This is a genomic window from Trichocoleus sp. DQ-U1, from assembly GCF_039961925.1.
In the GTDB taxonomy this organism is placed as follows: Bacteria; Cyanobacteriota; Cyanobacteriia; order Cyanobacteriales; family FACHB-T130; genus FACHB-T130.
The window spans coordinates 60,570-73,234 of the sequence record NZ_JAMPKB010000021.1 but is presented as its reverse complement, the minus strand read 5'-3'; the positions used below and the strand labels follow the sequence as shown (position 1 = coordinate 73,234).

Genomic DNA, 12,665 nt, shown 5'->3' with positions numbered 1-12,665 from the left:
TTTTTTAAACCACGAAGACGCGAAGATAAAATTATGCCGAATTGGCATAATTTACCAGATTTTTTTCTCACATTCACAGGGTTAGATAAGGATTTCCAACCATAAATTGGGGTTAAAAGCTTATCCTACAAAGCCGCCAAATACGGCTAAACCGTAATATTTCCAAGGAATAGCCACTGTAGTAAACCCAGAATTTGTCAGCATTTCTAAGTGGGAGGTTAGAGTCGCTAATTGATCTTGACTAGAGTAACCTTGAGGATTGCTCTTACCAATTTTGTCGCGAATTTCTGCCAGCGTTGTTCCTTGCTGCAATGTCCATTCTTCCCGCGCCGTTTGGTAAATTTCCTGCATCACTGGTGATTCCGGCAGGATGGGATCTGCGTTCCAAAAGACGCCGCCTGGATTGAGGCTTTCACCAATCCGCTGAAATAATTTCAACTTCATTTCGTCGGCGAGATGGTGAATTGCCAAGGATGAGACACAGGCATCAAAGCTTTCTCCCAGTTCCAACGCATGATTCGCCCAATCTCCGAAGTCGGCTTCAATTCCCGTCCACCTGCCTGCATAGCCTGCTGCGTGGATTTTCTTTTGTGCAAACTGGATCATCCGAGGAGAGTAATCTACAGCAACCAGTTGGGCATCAGGACAGCGGTTGAGGATTTTTAAACTGAGTTCGCCGGTGCCGCAGCCGAGTTCCAGGATAGCTTTGGTGCTAGAGGGTAGACAAAGGGCAATCGCATCTAGCATTTCGTCATAGCGTGGCAACAGATGGCGAATCCCAGTGTCAAAATCAGCGGTGTTGGCGAATACTTCTCCAGGAAACATAATTTAAACCACAGAGGTACAGAGAATACGAGGAAATAGAGAATAGTAAGATTCTATTAGGTTTGAGCAAGGCGAAGGATGCAGGAACACGAGCAACTGACAATTGCGGAGTACCAAGCGACAGCAGAATCGTTTCGGGAGGGCACTTGGGATCACGATGTTTCCCAAAATCGTGATGCCTTGGTAGCGGCGATGCCTAAAAATCCGGGTAAAATCCTCGATCTAGGCTGTGGTCCCGGACGAGATTTGCTGGCATTCAAACGCCAAGGGCATACTGTGATTGGCTTGGATGCAACGCCTGCGTTTGTGGAAATGGCACGACAGGCTGCGGATTGTGAGGTTTGGCAGCAGTCGTTTTTCAATCTCGATCTGCCGCCAGAAACCTTTGATGGGATTTTTGCGAATGCATCGCTACTTCACGTTCCTCATTCCCAAATGGTGAAAGTGCTGAAGGATTTGCATCAAGCGCTGGTTCCTGGCGGTGCAATTATTATTTCTATTTGTCGTGGAGATAGCGAAGGCTATAGCGTTCGTCCAACCGGCTATCGCTTTGTTTCTGGGTGGGAATATGAAACTTTGGCACCCTGTCTAGAACAAGCTGATTTTGAGATTCTCCACCACTACTATCGTCCCCCAGGATTGCCTTGTGAAGCTCAATCTTGGCTGGTGATGGTGGCAAGGAGAAGATTAAAAATTAAAAATTAAAAATGCAAAATTGAAGAATAGGTTTGGGAATTTTACATTTTTTCTTCGCCCTAATTACGGCAAAATATGAAAGATCAAGTTAGGACAGTAAGAAATTTAAGATGACAAGTGAATCCTATATTTTTCTAGCGGGTGCCAGTCGGGGCGTTGGTCGAGAAATTGCCAACTACTTAATACAGGAAAACCAGAAAGTGAAGGCACTACTGCGATCGCCAGCATCTGCTGCCGAATTGGAAGCGATGGGAATTAAAGGAGTGATGGGAGACGCTTTAAATGTTGCCGAAGTTGAGCAGGCAATCTTAGGAGATGAACCGATTCATGCTGCGATTAGCACCATCGGCGGTTTACCCAAAGACGGCGAAAGAGCTGATTTTTTGGGGAACAAAAATCTCATTGACGCCGCTGTGAAAGCAGGGGTAAAAAAGTTTATCCTCATTTCTTCGATTGGAAGTGGAGATAGTGTCGGGGCTATCCCTCCACAAGCTTTAGAAACGCTGAAGCCAGTGTTAATTGAAAAGGAGAAAGCCGAGAAGTATCTGATTGACAGCGGACTAACTTACACTATTATCCGCCCCGGCGGATTGAAGTCTGAACCAGCAACTGGCAATGGCGTTTTGACGGAAGATCCGCGAGTTGCGGGGACGATTCATCGCGCGGATGTCGCGCAGTTGACTTGCCAGTGTCTTAATTCTGATGCTGCGAACCAGAAAATCCTCTCAGCGGTTGACCGAAATATGATGTATGGGCAACCAGAGTTTGCGGAATTTAGCTTGACTTAAACGGTTTTACCCAACCGAGCTGAATTGTCCAGTCGAGGAGGAGACGAGCGATCGCAAATAGCAAAATACTCTCTCCTCCTAGAATCCCAAACGACCAGAAGGCATCGGGGAAATTTAACCCAGCCTCCACTTGCCCTAATCCCCGCACCAACCCAAAGGCAAACACTGCGCCAGTCCTGAGGTGTGGATTGGGGTCTTCTCGAATAATATAGCGGTAGGTGACGCCAAACAGAAAACCGCTCAAAAGAGCGATCGCCATACTCACTAGAAAGTGAACGCCATTCGTGACTTTCAGATTGGCGAGTGTCTCAAACTGCTCCGACAGCACGAGAATATTGCTCAGGGTAGCAATGCCATAACCCAGGAAAAAAGACAAAGCAGCAACAGTTCCTGCCTTGATAGATTCTATTCGCTCAAGCCGATCAACCATCTCGTGCAATATCCTGTGAAAATCGCTCCTAGTTCAGTTAAAGGTTTTTTTGGCAACCTCGTCATTCGCCGAGGTCTGCCATAGATGCCTCAAATTGAATTATGATAGGCGCTGGAGTGATTATTGGGCACTTATCTTTACATACAACTATGGATATTTTGAGTCTCGGTTGGGTTTCAGTTTTGGTTTTGTTTACTTGGTCGATTTCAATGGTCATTTGGGGTCGTAACGGCTTCTAAAAGCATTGTGGAAACTTCTGTTCTGACTGTTCTGGCTTTTTCTACCTTCGCCCTGTTAACGGTGGTTTCTGGGGGCATTATCTATCTGACGCTGATAGAATGGCGCGATCGCCGTCGCCAAGATCGGGAGAGGCGAGAGAATAAGCCCTCTCGTCGTCGCTCAACTAAAGTCTAGGGTCTATAAAAGGCAAAAGTAAAAATTTTTACTTTTGCCTTTTGCCTTTTGAGCGAAAAAGTCTTCAGGAGTGAGGGCTGAGGACTGAGGACTGAGGACTGAGGACTGAGGACTGAGGACTGAGGACTGAGGACTGAGGACTGAGGACTGAGGACTCAGTAAAAAAGAAGTTGGCATCCTCAGCAGACAGGGTTTCAAGCCCTTGGCTCTAGCCATGAAGAAGAAAGAAAAGACTTTTGCCTCAAGAAGTTTAACTTAGTCCGTGTTCCGGTGTTATTCAACCATCGCCTCCCATTCCTGCTTCAAGATCCCGTATACGAGCGTGTCATGCCACCGTCCCCGGATGCTGACATTCTCTCGCAAGCGACCTTCTTCGGTCATCCCAAGCTTCTGCGCCAATGACACCGCCCCTCTATTCTCAGCGATACAGCGTGCATAAATGCGATGCAGTCCAAGCTCTGTAAAGCCAAATTGCAGTAGCGGACGACTCATTTCAACCGGATAATTTCGCCCCCAGTGTTCGGGAGCCAATTCACACCCAATTTCTGCTTCTGAGGCATCGCGATCGCTTTTGCGAATACCGCAATTACCAATCAGTCCGTCCTGTCTCCGGACGACTGCCCATTGATACCTCCATCGGGGCGTTTCCTGCTGCCACCGGAGGAAGCGATTAACGAAGGCGCGAGCGTCTGCCTCAGTGCGCCCGACCTCTGGATAAAAGCGTTGATATGCTGGCGTGGATTGATAGGCTAAGACGGCAGACCAGTCGGCTTCCGTAAATTCCCGCAGCAGCAGACGATGAGTTTGAATAAACATGACTCAATTCCGAAGTGAAAACCTACTTCATCTTCAACGTTGCTCGCAGCGGGTTAACAACTGATACAGACTCCGAAGATTAGCTTCGAGCGCAATTATCGCAGTGTCCGCATCGCCAGCCAGATGCCTCTTGGGTGAAGCCAAAAGCCTGTAACAAAAACTGCCAACGGCACTGTCGTGTGTTCAGGTATTGAGCCATCTGGGACTGAACTTGCTGCTGCTGGCTACTGAGTTCCCCAAACGAGCGAGATTTTCCAACCGAACCCCGAACATAATTGAAGGGATCTTGCCACTCCAATTGTCCAGCACTGTGGAGGAGAGCAAGCGCTATAGCACCGTCTCGAAACTGTTTAGTTACGGCGGTTACTTCCCCTTTTGGTGGGAGTTTGGATGCGAGTTGCTGAGCTTCTTGATATTGCGATCGCATCTTTCCCGCAAAAAATTCCCGTCTTTGCTTATCCTCCGGGTTCAGCCACCCCGTCCGTTCGCTCACCAAGGTTAAAGCTTCAGATAATTTACCATCTCGTCCAGCTCTCCCTACTTCCTGCACGTACTCGGAAAGCAGCAAAGGCGAATGAAAATGAACAACCCACCTGACATTCGGTTTGTTAATCCCCATCCCGAAGGCGCAGGTACACACGACAAAAGGCATTTCATCACTCAGCCAGCTTGCTTCAATTGAGCGGCGTTCCTCTGGACTCAGCCCCGCGTGATAAGCTGCTGTCGCATAACCGCGATCGCTCAGTAACTGAGTTAATTCTTCGCTATCTCGCCTGGTGCGGACGTAGACTAACCCTGCTTGTTTGGGTCTTTCCTGAATAAACTTGAATAACCCTTGGCGGCGTCCTCTAGGTGTCCAAATGGTTTGCACTTTCAGGTGTAGATTTTGCCGATAGGGGCTATTTTTGAAAACCGCTGGCTCTTGGAGTTGTAAGACTTGTTGGATGGTTTGCTGCGCTGCGGGATCGGCAGTGGCAGTGAAAGCAGCGATCGCGATTTTAGTCCCAGCTGGCTTTAATTTTAGCAGCGCCGGTCGCACCGCTCCCAGTCGTCGATAAGTTGGTCGAAATGTCTCTCCCCACTGCACTAAGCAATGCGCTTCATCGAGAATTAAGCCGTTAATTTTTAGTTTTGGTTGACACAACTTTTCCCAAACTTGGGCACTCAGCAGCGTTTCTGGGGATAAGTACAATAATCTCAAATGTTCGAGAGTTTGCAGCGTTTGCCGTCGCTGGTGAGTCGGCACTTCGCTATGCAACAAGGCAGCGGGTAACTTGCGATCGCGCAATTCCTGCACTTGATTTTCCATTAGCGCTACCAAGGGCGAAATCACTAACGTTAGTCCCGTTTGCAGAAGCGCCGGGAGTTGAAAACAAATCGACTTTCCCCCGCCCGTTGGCATCACAATTAGGGCATCTTGCTTTTGCAACAAGCTGCGAATAATTTCTCCTTGTGGAGGTCGAAAATCATCATATCCCCAGATTTTTTTGAAGGCGATGCGGACTTCTTCCCAGGATTTTGTTTCGGAATTATTCATCATTCGTATGTAGATGCGATCGCTTCTATAGCAATCCTAAATGATTCGTGAATAAGAGATCCCCGACTTCTTTCTCGAAGTCTGGAATCTTAAGGGCTAGCATCTCACACCTCAAATCGGATTACTTCTAGTGGCTATTTTTAGCAATAAGATATATTAAGCTTCAGCTAAATCTGACGTAGTTTATTTTAGTTTTTTCTTAAAAAGGAGTGCGCTTAATGGTTAACTACGGTTTAAATTTAGCCTTGTTACTCGGTTTAGTGTATTGGATTATCGGTTTAATTTACCCGTTTATAGCTATATTTTTAATATTTAAACGTTTTAGGCGCATGATCCCTGTGTCCATCGCTCTATATATTGGTCAGGCACTCATTCTCCCAATATTAATGATATATAGCGGGATGATTTTATTATTTCATGGTTGGCGTTTAGATCCAATCCTTCAATTTGAACAACTTCTTTTAACTGGAGTTGTTATTTCCCTAATCATAAAAGATATCTATAGCCATTTTATTGGAGATTAGAAATAAGTTTATAAGATGATAAATTTGGGTTTAAATTCAGCATCGCTTGTAGGGTTGATATATATAATTCTCGCTATTACCCACTTAATTTTAATTAGAGGCGCAGTATCCAGACGAACAAATAGCTTGAGAACTTCAGCTTTCAAATTACGTAAAGTTCTCTTTGCAATTATAGAGTCTTCACTAATTATTTCCGGAATAATTTTATTTTTTCAAGGTGGGCGTTTAGATCCAATTTTACAATTTGGGCAATTTATTTTATTTTTATTAATCCTTTATATGATGATGAAAGATATTGTAATTGAGCGGTTAGAGCGACACAGATAAATTAAGAAGAGTGTCCGGTGAAAAAGCGGTAATTCTTCAGAGCGATCGCTCTTTTATCTATCCCTACGAAACCTAGTTAAACATGACTACATTTTTCATGTAAAAAAGGCAATTAAGACTTTGAGGGAAGCACAGTTTGTTGTGCTTCCCTCAAAGTCGGTGGTCAGTTGCAATTAATCGCTAACTATTGACAATTTCCGATTATCAATTACCCATTACCAGCCCCAACAAATTCAGTTTATTTTCACCACTGTGCTTAACTTCAGCTAATTAATAAAACTGGTAGGATTTCCCGCCGTAATCGGCTTGGGAATTGGGCTAGAGATGCCTGAAGGCGCTTCCGTCGAACTGGGTGGTGTCGCCGGTTGGTTGAAGTGTTGATAAGCGGTACGAGATATCTGGCGAATCAACTCTGATGCCTTAGCGTCATTGTGGGGGCGTTGCACCATCACAGCGGCAATGTAGCGCTTGCCAGTGGGCATATCAATCAAGCCAACGTCCGCGATTAGAGAGCCAATATCGCCGGTTTTGTGGGCGATGTTAGCGCCTTTCCCCAGTCCCCGTGGCAGCAACGAATCTGTCACCGTTTGTTGCATGATATGCAAGATGCGATCGCGCGATGGCACCGAGACCACATTGCCTTGATTGACCATTGCCATCACCGTCGCCAACTCTTTAGGACTCGTAGTGTTTGTTCCTTCCAAATCCGGTAGGGCGTTGTGGATAACAGTTGACGTCAATCCCCAAGATTGGAACCGCTGATTCAGCGCCTCAGCACCGCCCAAACGCTGAATCAGCATATTGGTAGCGGTGTTGTCACTAATCGCAATCATCTTCGTTGCCACCTCTAGGGCGGTGTACTTTGTCCCTGGCTTTTTGTACTGCAAATCGCCGGAACCAGAACCCATCAGATTTTTCTCTAACGTTAACGGTTCATCCAGACGAATTTTTCCAGCATCCACATCTTGGAAAAAGGCGACGAGAATTGGCACTTTAATGGTGCTAGCAGCTGGGAAGATTTCGCTACCCGAAAAGTCAAGATAGGCACCCGTCTCCAACTCTACTAAAAAGACGCCTGGATTTAATTTGGAATTTTGCGTCACCAGCGCCTGTACATGTGCTTTCAGCGCTGGGATTTCTTGATTCAGCGTCAGAACGGAAGTACCCGCCGCCGTACCCATCGCCGCGTCAGCTTGAGCTGGTGATTTTTGTCCCGGCGCTTGACCAATCGCCCCGACTGCTGACTGCTGATGGAGGGCGGAATCCTTGTTAGCAGCGCCTGCTAGCTGGCGGGTTGCCGGGTCCCAAGCAGATAAAACAGTTCCCGCGATCGCACCAATTCCCACTCCCAAGATGAGCAGACGCGCACCGTACAGCCAGGGAGAAACCGGGCGTCCGGGCGATCGCGTCCGGCGCTGAGGTAAAGTTCCCCCGCTCTTATGCGTGCCTGTGGGCTGAGCTGGCTGGGCAGGAGGGCGTTTCTGGAAGCGCCTCACATTCCCCTGTGACGGGACGGGGTAAGGGCGCACTGCCTCGCGCAGACTTTGATTGGGGATTGAACCACCTTGACGCGAGCGATCTCGGCGGCTTGTTTGGGGTGCAGGTGCTTCTATCCCTTGCCTTCCCTGATTCACATCGGAAGCGAATCGCGAGAGTGATTTCCTCATTGGCGTGGTGGATCTTAAGGAACGATTGGGAGCAGAATTTGACTGCACCTGTCGCAGTGACAGACTGGCGCGGGAGGAGTTTCGAGTACGTAGGGACGGGGAAGATTTTTTTTGTTCTGTGTCTAGGGGCGCATTTTTCAAACCGAAACCCATCCTTGCTGAACTTTGATTCTTTCCTCGCGGCGTCGCAGCCACTTCACGGCTCACGCTCAAGGGTGTCGTTTTGAGTGCGTCGCGTCGATTCCGCGACGCGGGTTGTCTTTTTTGTTGCTCCCGCCGACGTTCGCGGATGTCAGAACGATTGTGTTGGTTCGGTGAGGATGAACTATTTGGGCTTTGCCCATTATCTTTAAACGTACTTCCTCCTGATACCGCTGACACAACTGACTGAGTTTCAGACTGCTGAGTCACTCCTAACTCCTCCACCACTATGGTTATTGTTAATTGTTAGCTGTTAAAAAGAGTGACTAACCACTGTACCGGCTAAGCCTTGGCTTTACTTTTCCAGGGTCTATCACTTGCATCAGGGAACGAATGCTTTTGCGTATCGCAACACCGCTAACGGACAAAAGAGCGTTAACGTTAACGTTCCTAGCAACTTTTGCTTATTTTATGGTGCGTCTTGCTGTTCTGGTTCATTAGCAACAGAATGTGGCAAAAATTGTAGCGCCCAGTCCATCTGGCTGAAAATGCCTCGGAGCATTGCCACTTCTGCTTTGCTGGGATTGGCTCGATTGAACAGACGCCGGAATTTTTCCATACGGCTGCCGGCGGTGTGGGGATAGAGATAACCCATTTTTAATAACACGGCTTCCATCTGTTGATAATACCCCTCCAAAACTTCTAATGAGGCAGGGTCAATGGTCAGTTGTGGGTTTTCAGTTGGGAGAGGCACGGTACTGCCATGCCCGTACTGTTGATTGTCAGTAGTTTGCGACTGACTGCTGAGTGCTGACCAATTTTGGTAAAGCTCGTAACAACAAATCCCAACTGCTTGAGCCAGATTTAATGAAGGATACTCCGGATTCGTGGTAATGCGTACAAATCGCTGAGCATAGTTTAATTCCACATTACTTAACCCGCGATCTTCTGGGCCAAAGAGCAAGGCTGATGGCAACGGTTCTTCCAGCAACCAAGGTAAAGCGATTCTGGGATTTTCTAGCGGTGTGTCTAACGTTCGGGAGCGGGTAGTGGTGGCGATCGCTTTCACGCACCCTTGTAATGCCTCTGGGATCGTCGCGACTACCTGAGCCGATTCCAGTACGTCTATGGCATGAACTGCCATATCCGTTGCTTCTTTCGAGAGGCGATCGCATTGGGGATTCACCAGTACCAACTGCCGCAACCCCATATTTTTCATCGCGCGAGCCACAGAACCTACGTTCAGCGGGCCTGCTGGCTCTACCAATACAATCCGCACCTTAGCTAATCTAGTCTCATCCATAAGTAAAAAGAATAAAATAGTCTAAAAGCGCATCTCTCTATGGGCGGACATAATTACCTGACTTCCGATCTATTTCGTAAAATTGAATATTGGTAATGTACCGTCAAATTAACATGAAGCGCGTTCGATCCAAGTCCGACTTACCCAGCAAAATTTGCCCGGTATGTCAGCGTCCCTTTACCTGGCGCAAAAAATGGGCTGATTGTTGGGATGATGTGAAATACTGTTCGGAGCGCTGTCGCCGCCGCCGCAACCAAGCCAATGAGTCCGCGTAAAAGCCCAATTTTTAGATTTTCGATACTGGATTGAAAACATCACAAATCTAAAATCTGAAATCAAGGCTGAGTCTTGGTATTTATTAAAAATTACAAAGGATTGAAATATGTCACTCAATCAGGTGCAACCCAAGGTGATTATTCACGGTGGTGCCGGTAGCGCCCTCAAAAGTCAAGAGGGGGCTGACGCAGTCCGCAAATCACTCTACAAAGTCGTGGAAGAAGTTTATACCCTGCTTTTGGCAGGAGCAACTGCCCAAGCAGCAGTGGTACATGGTTGCCACTTGATGGAGGACGATCCCCGCTTTAATGCGGGAACAGGTTCGGTACTGCAATCAGATGGTCAAATTCGCATGAGTGCCTCCCTGATGGATGGGGCATTTCAGCGCTTGAGTGGCGTGATTAATGTATCCCGCATTCAACATCCCATCGATCTGGCCCAAGCTTTACAAGCTTCACCCGATCGCGTGCTATCAGATTACGGGTCGGCAGAACTCGTGCGGGAATTGCAGGTTCCGATTTACAATCCGATGATCGAGATTCGCTTGCAAGAGTGGCTGCAAGAGCGGAGCGAGAATTTTATTAAAGAAGCCGCTGGGGTTGTGGCGGAAAAAGAGCTGGTGGATGACCCAGAGGCTGGACGCGGCACGATTGGAGTTGTGGTTTTGGACGGTCAGGGAAATTTAGCCGCAGGCACTTCGACGGGAGGCAAGGGTTTCGAGCGGATTGGTCGAGTCAGCGATTCCGCAATGCCTGCGGGGAACTACGCCACCGCTCAAGCGGCAATTAGCTGTACGGGAATTGGAGAAGACATTATTGATGAATGTCTGGCAGCGCGGATTGTGGTGCGGGTGACGGATGGTTTGTCTCTGGCAGATGCCTTTGAGCGCTCCTTTACCGAAGCGCGTGGGCGTCAGCGGGATTTTGGGGCGATTGGGATTGATGCAACCGGAGCAATCGCATTTGGGAAAACGAGCGAAGTCCTCCTCGCTGCTTTTCACACTGGCGAACAGATGGGCGATACCTTGGAATGGACGGGTGACACCCTATCCGGCTTCATTTCTTAAGTGCAAGTAGGGTGGCAGGTTGCAGCCTACTTGCAGTTAGGGTGTAAAAATATTAACCCCTAGGTGCATACATAACGACCAGCGTGCCAAGCAGAGCAATCCAACCTCCTAACAAGTCAAATTTGTCTGGAGCTATCTTATCTACCTGCCATCCCCAAAGAATAGAAAGAACGATGAAGACACCTCCATAAGCTGCATAAACTCTCGCAAAATTGGCAGGTTGCAGCGTCGCAATGATTCCGTAGAGAATCATTGCGATCGCTCCTAAGAAAGCAAACCAAATACTCTTATTTTCCCGCAGCCAAAGCCATATCAGATATCCTCCACCTATTTCGCATAACCCGGCTAAGACGAAATAGAATACAGACTTGATAATTGGCATCTTGATTTACTCCTGCTGGGGTTTTAAGCGCCAGCCTTTTCTGACGACTTGACGGGCACGGGCAATTACCAAAGAATCATCTAGAACGTCTTTCGTGACCACAGACCCGGCGGCAACGGTTACGTCTTCTCCCAGTGTCACTGGCGCAACCAGAACGCTGTTGGAGCCGGTTTTCGTGCGATCGCCGATTTTGGTACGATGCTTCTTCACGCCGTCATAATTAGCAGTAATTGTCCCCGCCCCGATGTTCACTTTATTTCCTAAAGTGGCATCGCCTAAATAGGACAGGTGGGCCGCATTGGTGCGATCGCCCAAGGTGCTATTTTTCAGTTCCACAAAATTTCCGATGCGGCAAGATTCCCCGACTTCTACATGACCGCGCAAATGGGCGTAGGGGCCAATCCGGGTGCCCTTTTTAACCACACTGTCAGTCACCACAGAATAAACCACCGTCACATTTTCCCCAATCTGGCTATTTTCAATCAAGCTACCAGGGCCAATGCGACTCCCAGATGCGATCGTGGTATTTCCCCGCAGATGAGTTTGCGGTTCGATCGCTACATCCGGTTGCAACTCTACCGTGTCATCAATGGTGATCGTGTCTGGACTCACGAGAGTCACACCCGCCGCCATCCAGGCATCCTTGACTCGCTCTTGTAAAATTTCGTAAGCATTGCTAAGTTGTTTGCGGTCGTTAATTCCCAGAATTTCCTGGTAATCCTCCACATCCACAGCCATCACTGGCTCCATGAATTTAACCGCATCGGTTAGATAGTATTCCTGCTGGTCATTGTTCGGTACCAGTTGCGGCAATACTTTTTCCAGTTGAGGCCAATTGAAGCAGTAAACCCCTGCGTTAATCCGGCGATTTTGCTTTTGAGCAGGCGAGCAGTCCCGGTCTTCTACAATCTCTTTGACCAGATTTTGACCATTACAAAAAACCCGCCCATAGCCTTTGGGGTTGGGCATTTGGGCGGTAAGGAGGGTGGCGGCGTTCTGATGCTCTTGGTGAGTTTGCAGCAGATTTTTGAGCGTTTGCGATCGCAACAAAGGGACATCCCCATTTAAAACCAGCAAATCGCCGGTGAAGCCTTCCAGATGGGGGAGTAATTGCTGGACGGCATGACCCGTGCCCAACTGCTGGGTTTGTTCAACAAACTCCAGATTGGGAAGTGGGGGCAATCGATCGATGACTTCTACCAAGGCATCTTTGATGCGATCGCCTTGATACCCAACGATGACGAGGCACCGCGATGGTTCGACTTCAGACAAACTATGGAGAACCCGTTCGACGAGCGATCGCCCTCCCAAGGAATGTAGGACCTTGGGCAGATCCGATTTCATCCGCGTCCCACGTCCCGCTGCAAGAATTGCTACTGCTACCATATTCAGCTTTTCGCGTTATCAGACCAGCTAAAAGAATAAAGGATGAAGCATGAACCATGAAAGAGCGTTCGTGGTTCTTTCCGGGTG

General features: G+C 48.1%; 16 protein-coding genes. 7 read left to right on the top strand and 9 right to left on the bottom strand.

Annotated features, from left to right (window positions below; translation table 11 throughout):
• Positions 1-120 precede the first annotated feature (120 nt).
• Complete coding sequence (locus tag NDI34_RS11465; RefSeq protein WP_348232699.1) at positions 121-825, bottom strand: methyltransferase domain-containing protein; 705 nt, start codon at positions 823-825, stop codon at positions 121-123.
• 78 nt (positions 826-903) lie between these two features.
• Between NDI34_RS11465 and NDI34_RS11460 the strand changes: the two genes are divergently transcribed.
• On the top strand, positions 904-1,530 hold the full coding sequence (locus NDI34_RS11460) for a class I SAM-dependent methyltransferase (RefSeq protein ID WP_190430647.1): 627 nt from the start codon (positions 904-906) through the stop codon (positions 1,528-1,530).
• Between the two features lie 101 nt (positions 1,531-1,631).
• Entirely contained in the window at positions 1,632-2,309 is a 678-nt protein-coding gene (locus NDI34_RS11455) for an SDR family oxidoreductase (protein WP_190430646.1), read from the top strand.
• Here NDI34_RS11455 and NDI34_RS11450 read toward each other — a convergent pair.
• Complete coding sequence (locus NDI34_RS11450) at positions 2,296-2,739, bottom strand: hypothetical protein (protein WP_190414713.1); 444 nt, start codon at positions 2,737-2,739, stop codon at positions 2,296-2,298. The genes NDI34_RS11455 and NDI34_RS11450 overlap by 14 nt on opposite strands.
• A gap of 149 nt (positions 2,740-2,888) precedes the next feature.
• Here NDI34_RS11450 and petN point away from each other — a divergent pair, with 149 nt between their 5' ends.
• Positions 2,889-2,978 carry a cytochrome b6-f complex subunit PetN gene (gene petN / locus NDI34_RS11445; RefSeq protein ID WP_190430645.1) on the top strand — a complete coding sequence of 30 codons (90 nt, stop codon included), beginning with the start codon at positions 2,889-2,891 and terminating at the stop codon, positions 2,976-2,978.
• A gap of 7 nt (positions 2,979-2,985) precedes the next feature.
• The gene (locus NDI34_RS11440) at positions 2,986-3,153 is read left to right on the top strand and encodes a hypothetical protein (RefSeq protein ID WP_190430644.1); all 168 of its coding nucleotides are present in this window, start codon (positions 2,986-2,988) and stop codon (positions 3,151-3,153) included.
• Between the two features lie 3 nt (positions 3,154-3,156).
• Here the strand turns inward: NDI34_RS11440 and NDI34_RS11435 are convergent, their stop codons facing one another.
• From NDI34_RS11435 to NDI34_RS11425, 3 genes are all read right to left on the bottom strand, one after another.
• Positions 3,157-3,330 carry a hypothetical protein gene (locus tag NDI34_RS11435; protein ID WP_348232698.1) on the bottom strand — a complete coding sequence of 58 codons (174 nt, stop codon included), beginning with the start codon at positions 3,328-3,330 and terminating at the stop codon, positions 3,157-3,159.
• Between the two features lie 96 nt (positions 3,331-3,426).
• Positions 3,427-3,969, bottom strand: coding sequence for a GNAT family N-acetyltransferase (locus NDI34_RS11430; protein WP_348232697.1), 543 nt, complete (start codon positions 3,967-3,969; stop codon positions 3,427-3,429).
• Positions 3,970-4,048: 79 nt separating this feature from the next.
• Positions 4,049-5,506, bottom strand: a complete 1,458-nt coding sequence (locus NDI34_RS11425) for an ATP-dependent DNA helicase RecQ (protein WP_348232708.1) — start codon at positions 5,504-5,506, stop codon at positions 4,049-4,051.
• Positions 5,507-5,724: 218 nt separating this feature from the next.
• Here NDI34_RS11425 and NDI34_RS11420 point away from each other — a divergent pair, with 218 nt between their 5' ends.
• Entirely contained in the window at positions 5,725-6,030 is a 306-nt protein-coding gene (locus tag NDI34_RS11420) for a Ycf66 family protein (RefSeq protein ID WP_348232696.1), read from the top strand.
• A 593-nt stretch (positions 6,031-6,623) separates the two neighbouring features.
• Here NDI34_RS11420 and NDI34_RS11415 read toward each other — a convergent pair.
• Positions 6,624-8,435, bottom strand: a complete 1,812-nt coding sequence (locus tag NDI34_RS11415) for a serine hydrolase (protein WP_348232695.1) — start codon at positions 8,433-8,435, stop codon at positions 6,624-6,626.
• A gap of 199 nt (positions 8,436-8,634) precedes the next feature.
• Positions 8,635-9,468, bottom strand: coding sequence for an RNA methyltransferase (locus NDI34_RS11410; protein ID WP_190414706.1), 834 nt, complete (start codon positions 9,466-9,468; stop codon positions 8,635-8,637).
• A 113-nt stretch (positions 9,469-9,581) separates the two neighbouring features.
• Here NDI34_RS11410 and NDI34_RS11405 point away from each other — a divergent pair, with 113 nt between their 5' ends.
• Complete coding sequence (locus tag NDI34_RS11405; protein ID WP_190414705.1) at positions 9,582-9,743, top strand: DUF2256 domain-containing protein; 162 nt, start codon at positions 9,582-9,584, stop codon at positions 9,741-9,743.
• A 107-nt stretch (positions 9,744-9,850) separates the two neighbouring features.
• Positions 9,851-10,810 (top strand): isoaspartyl peptidase/L-asparaginase, encoded by a 960-nt coding sequence (locus NDI34_RS11400; protein WP_190414704.1) that lies wholly within the window; start codon positions 9,851-9,853, stop codon positions 10,808-10,810.
• Between the two features lie 52 nt (positions 10,811-10,862).
• Here NDI34_RS11400 and NDI34_RS11395 read toward each other — a convergent pair whose 3' ends face one another.
• Together NDI34_RS11395 and glmU are read right to left on the bottom strand one after the other, a co-directional pair.
• Positions 10,863-11,192 carry a YnfA family protein gene (locus NDI34_RS11395; RefSeq protein WP_190414703.1) on the bottom strand — a complete coding sequence of 110 codons (330 nt, stop codon included), beginning with the start codon at positions 11,190-11,192 and terminating at the stop codon, positions 10,863-10,865.
• Positions 11,193-11,198: 6 nt separating this feature from the next.
• Positions 11,199-12,578, bottom strand: coding sequence for a bifunctional UDP-N-acetylglucosamine diphosphorylase/glucosamine-1-phosphate N-acetyltransferase GlmU (glmU, locus tag NDI34_RS11390; RefSeq protein ID WP_190426984.1), 1,380 nt, complete (start codon positions 12,576-12,578; stop codon positions 11,199-11,201).
• Positions 12,579-12,665 lie beyond the last annotated feature (87 nt).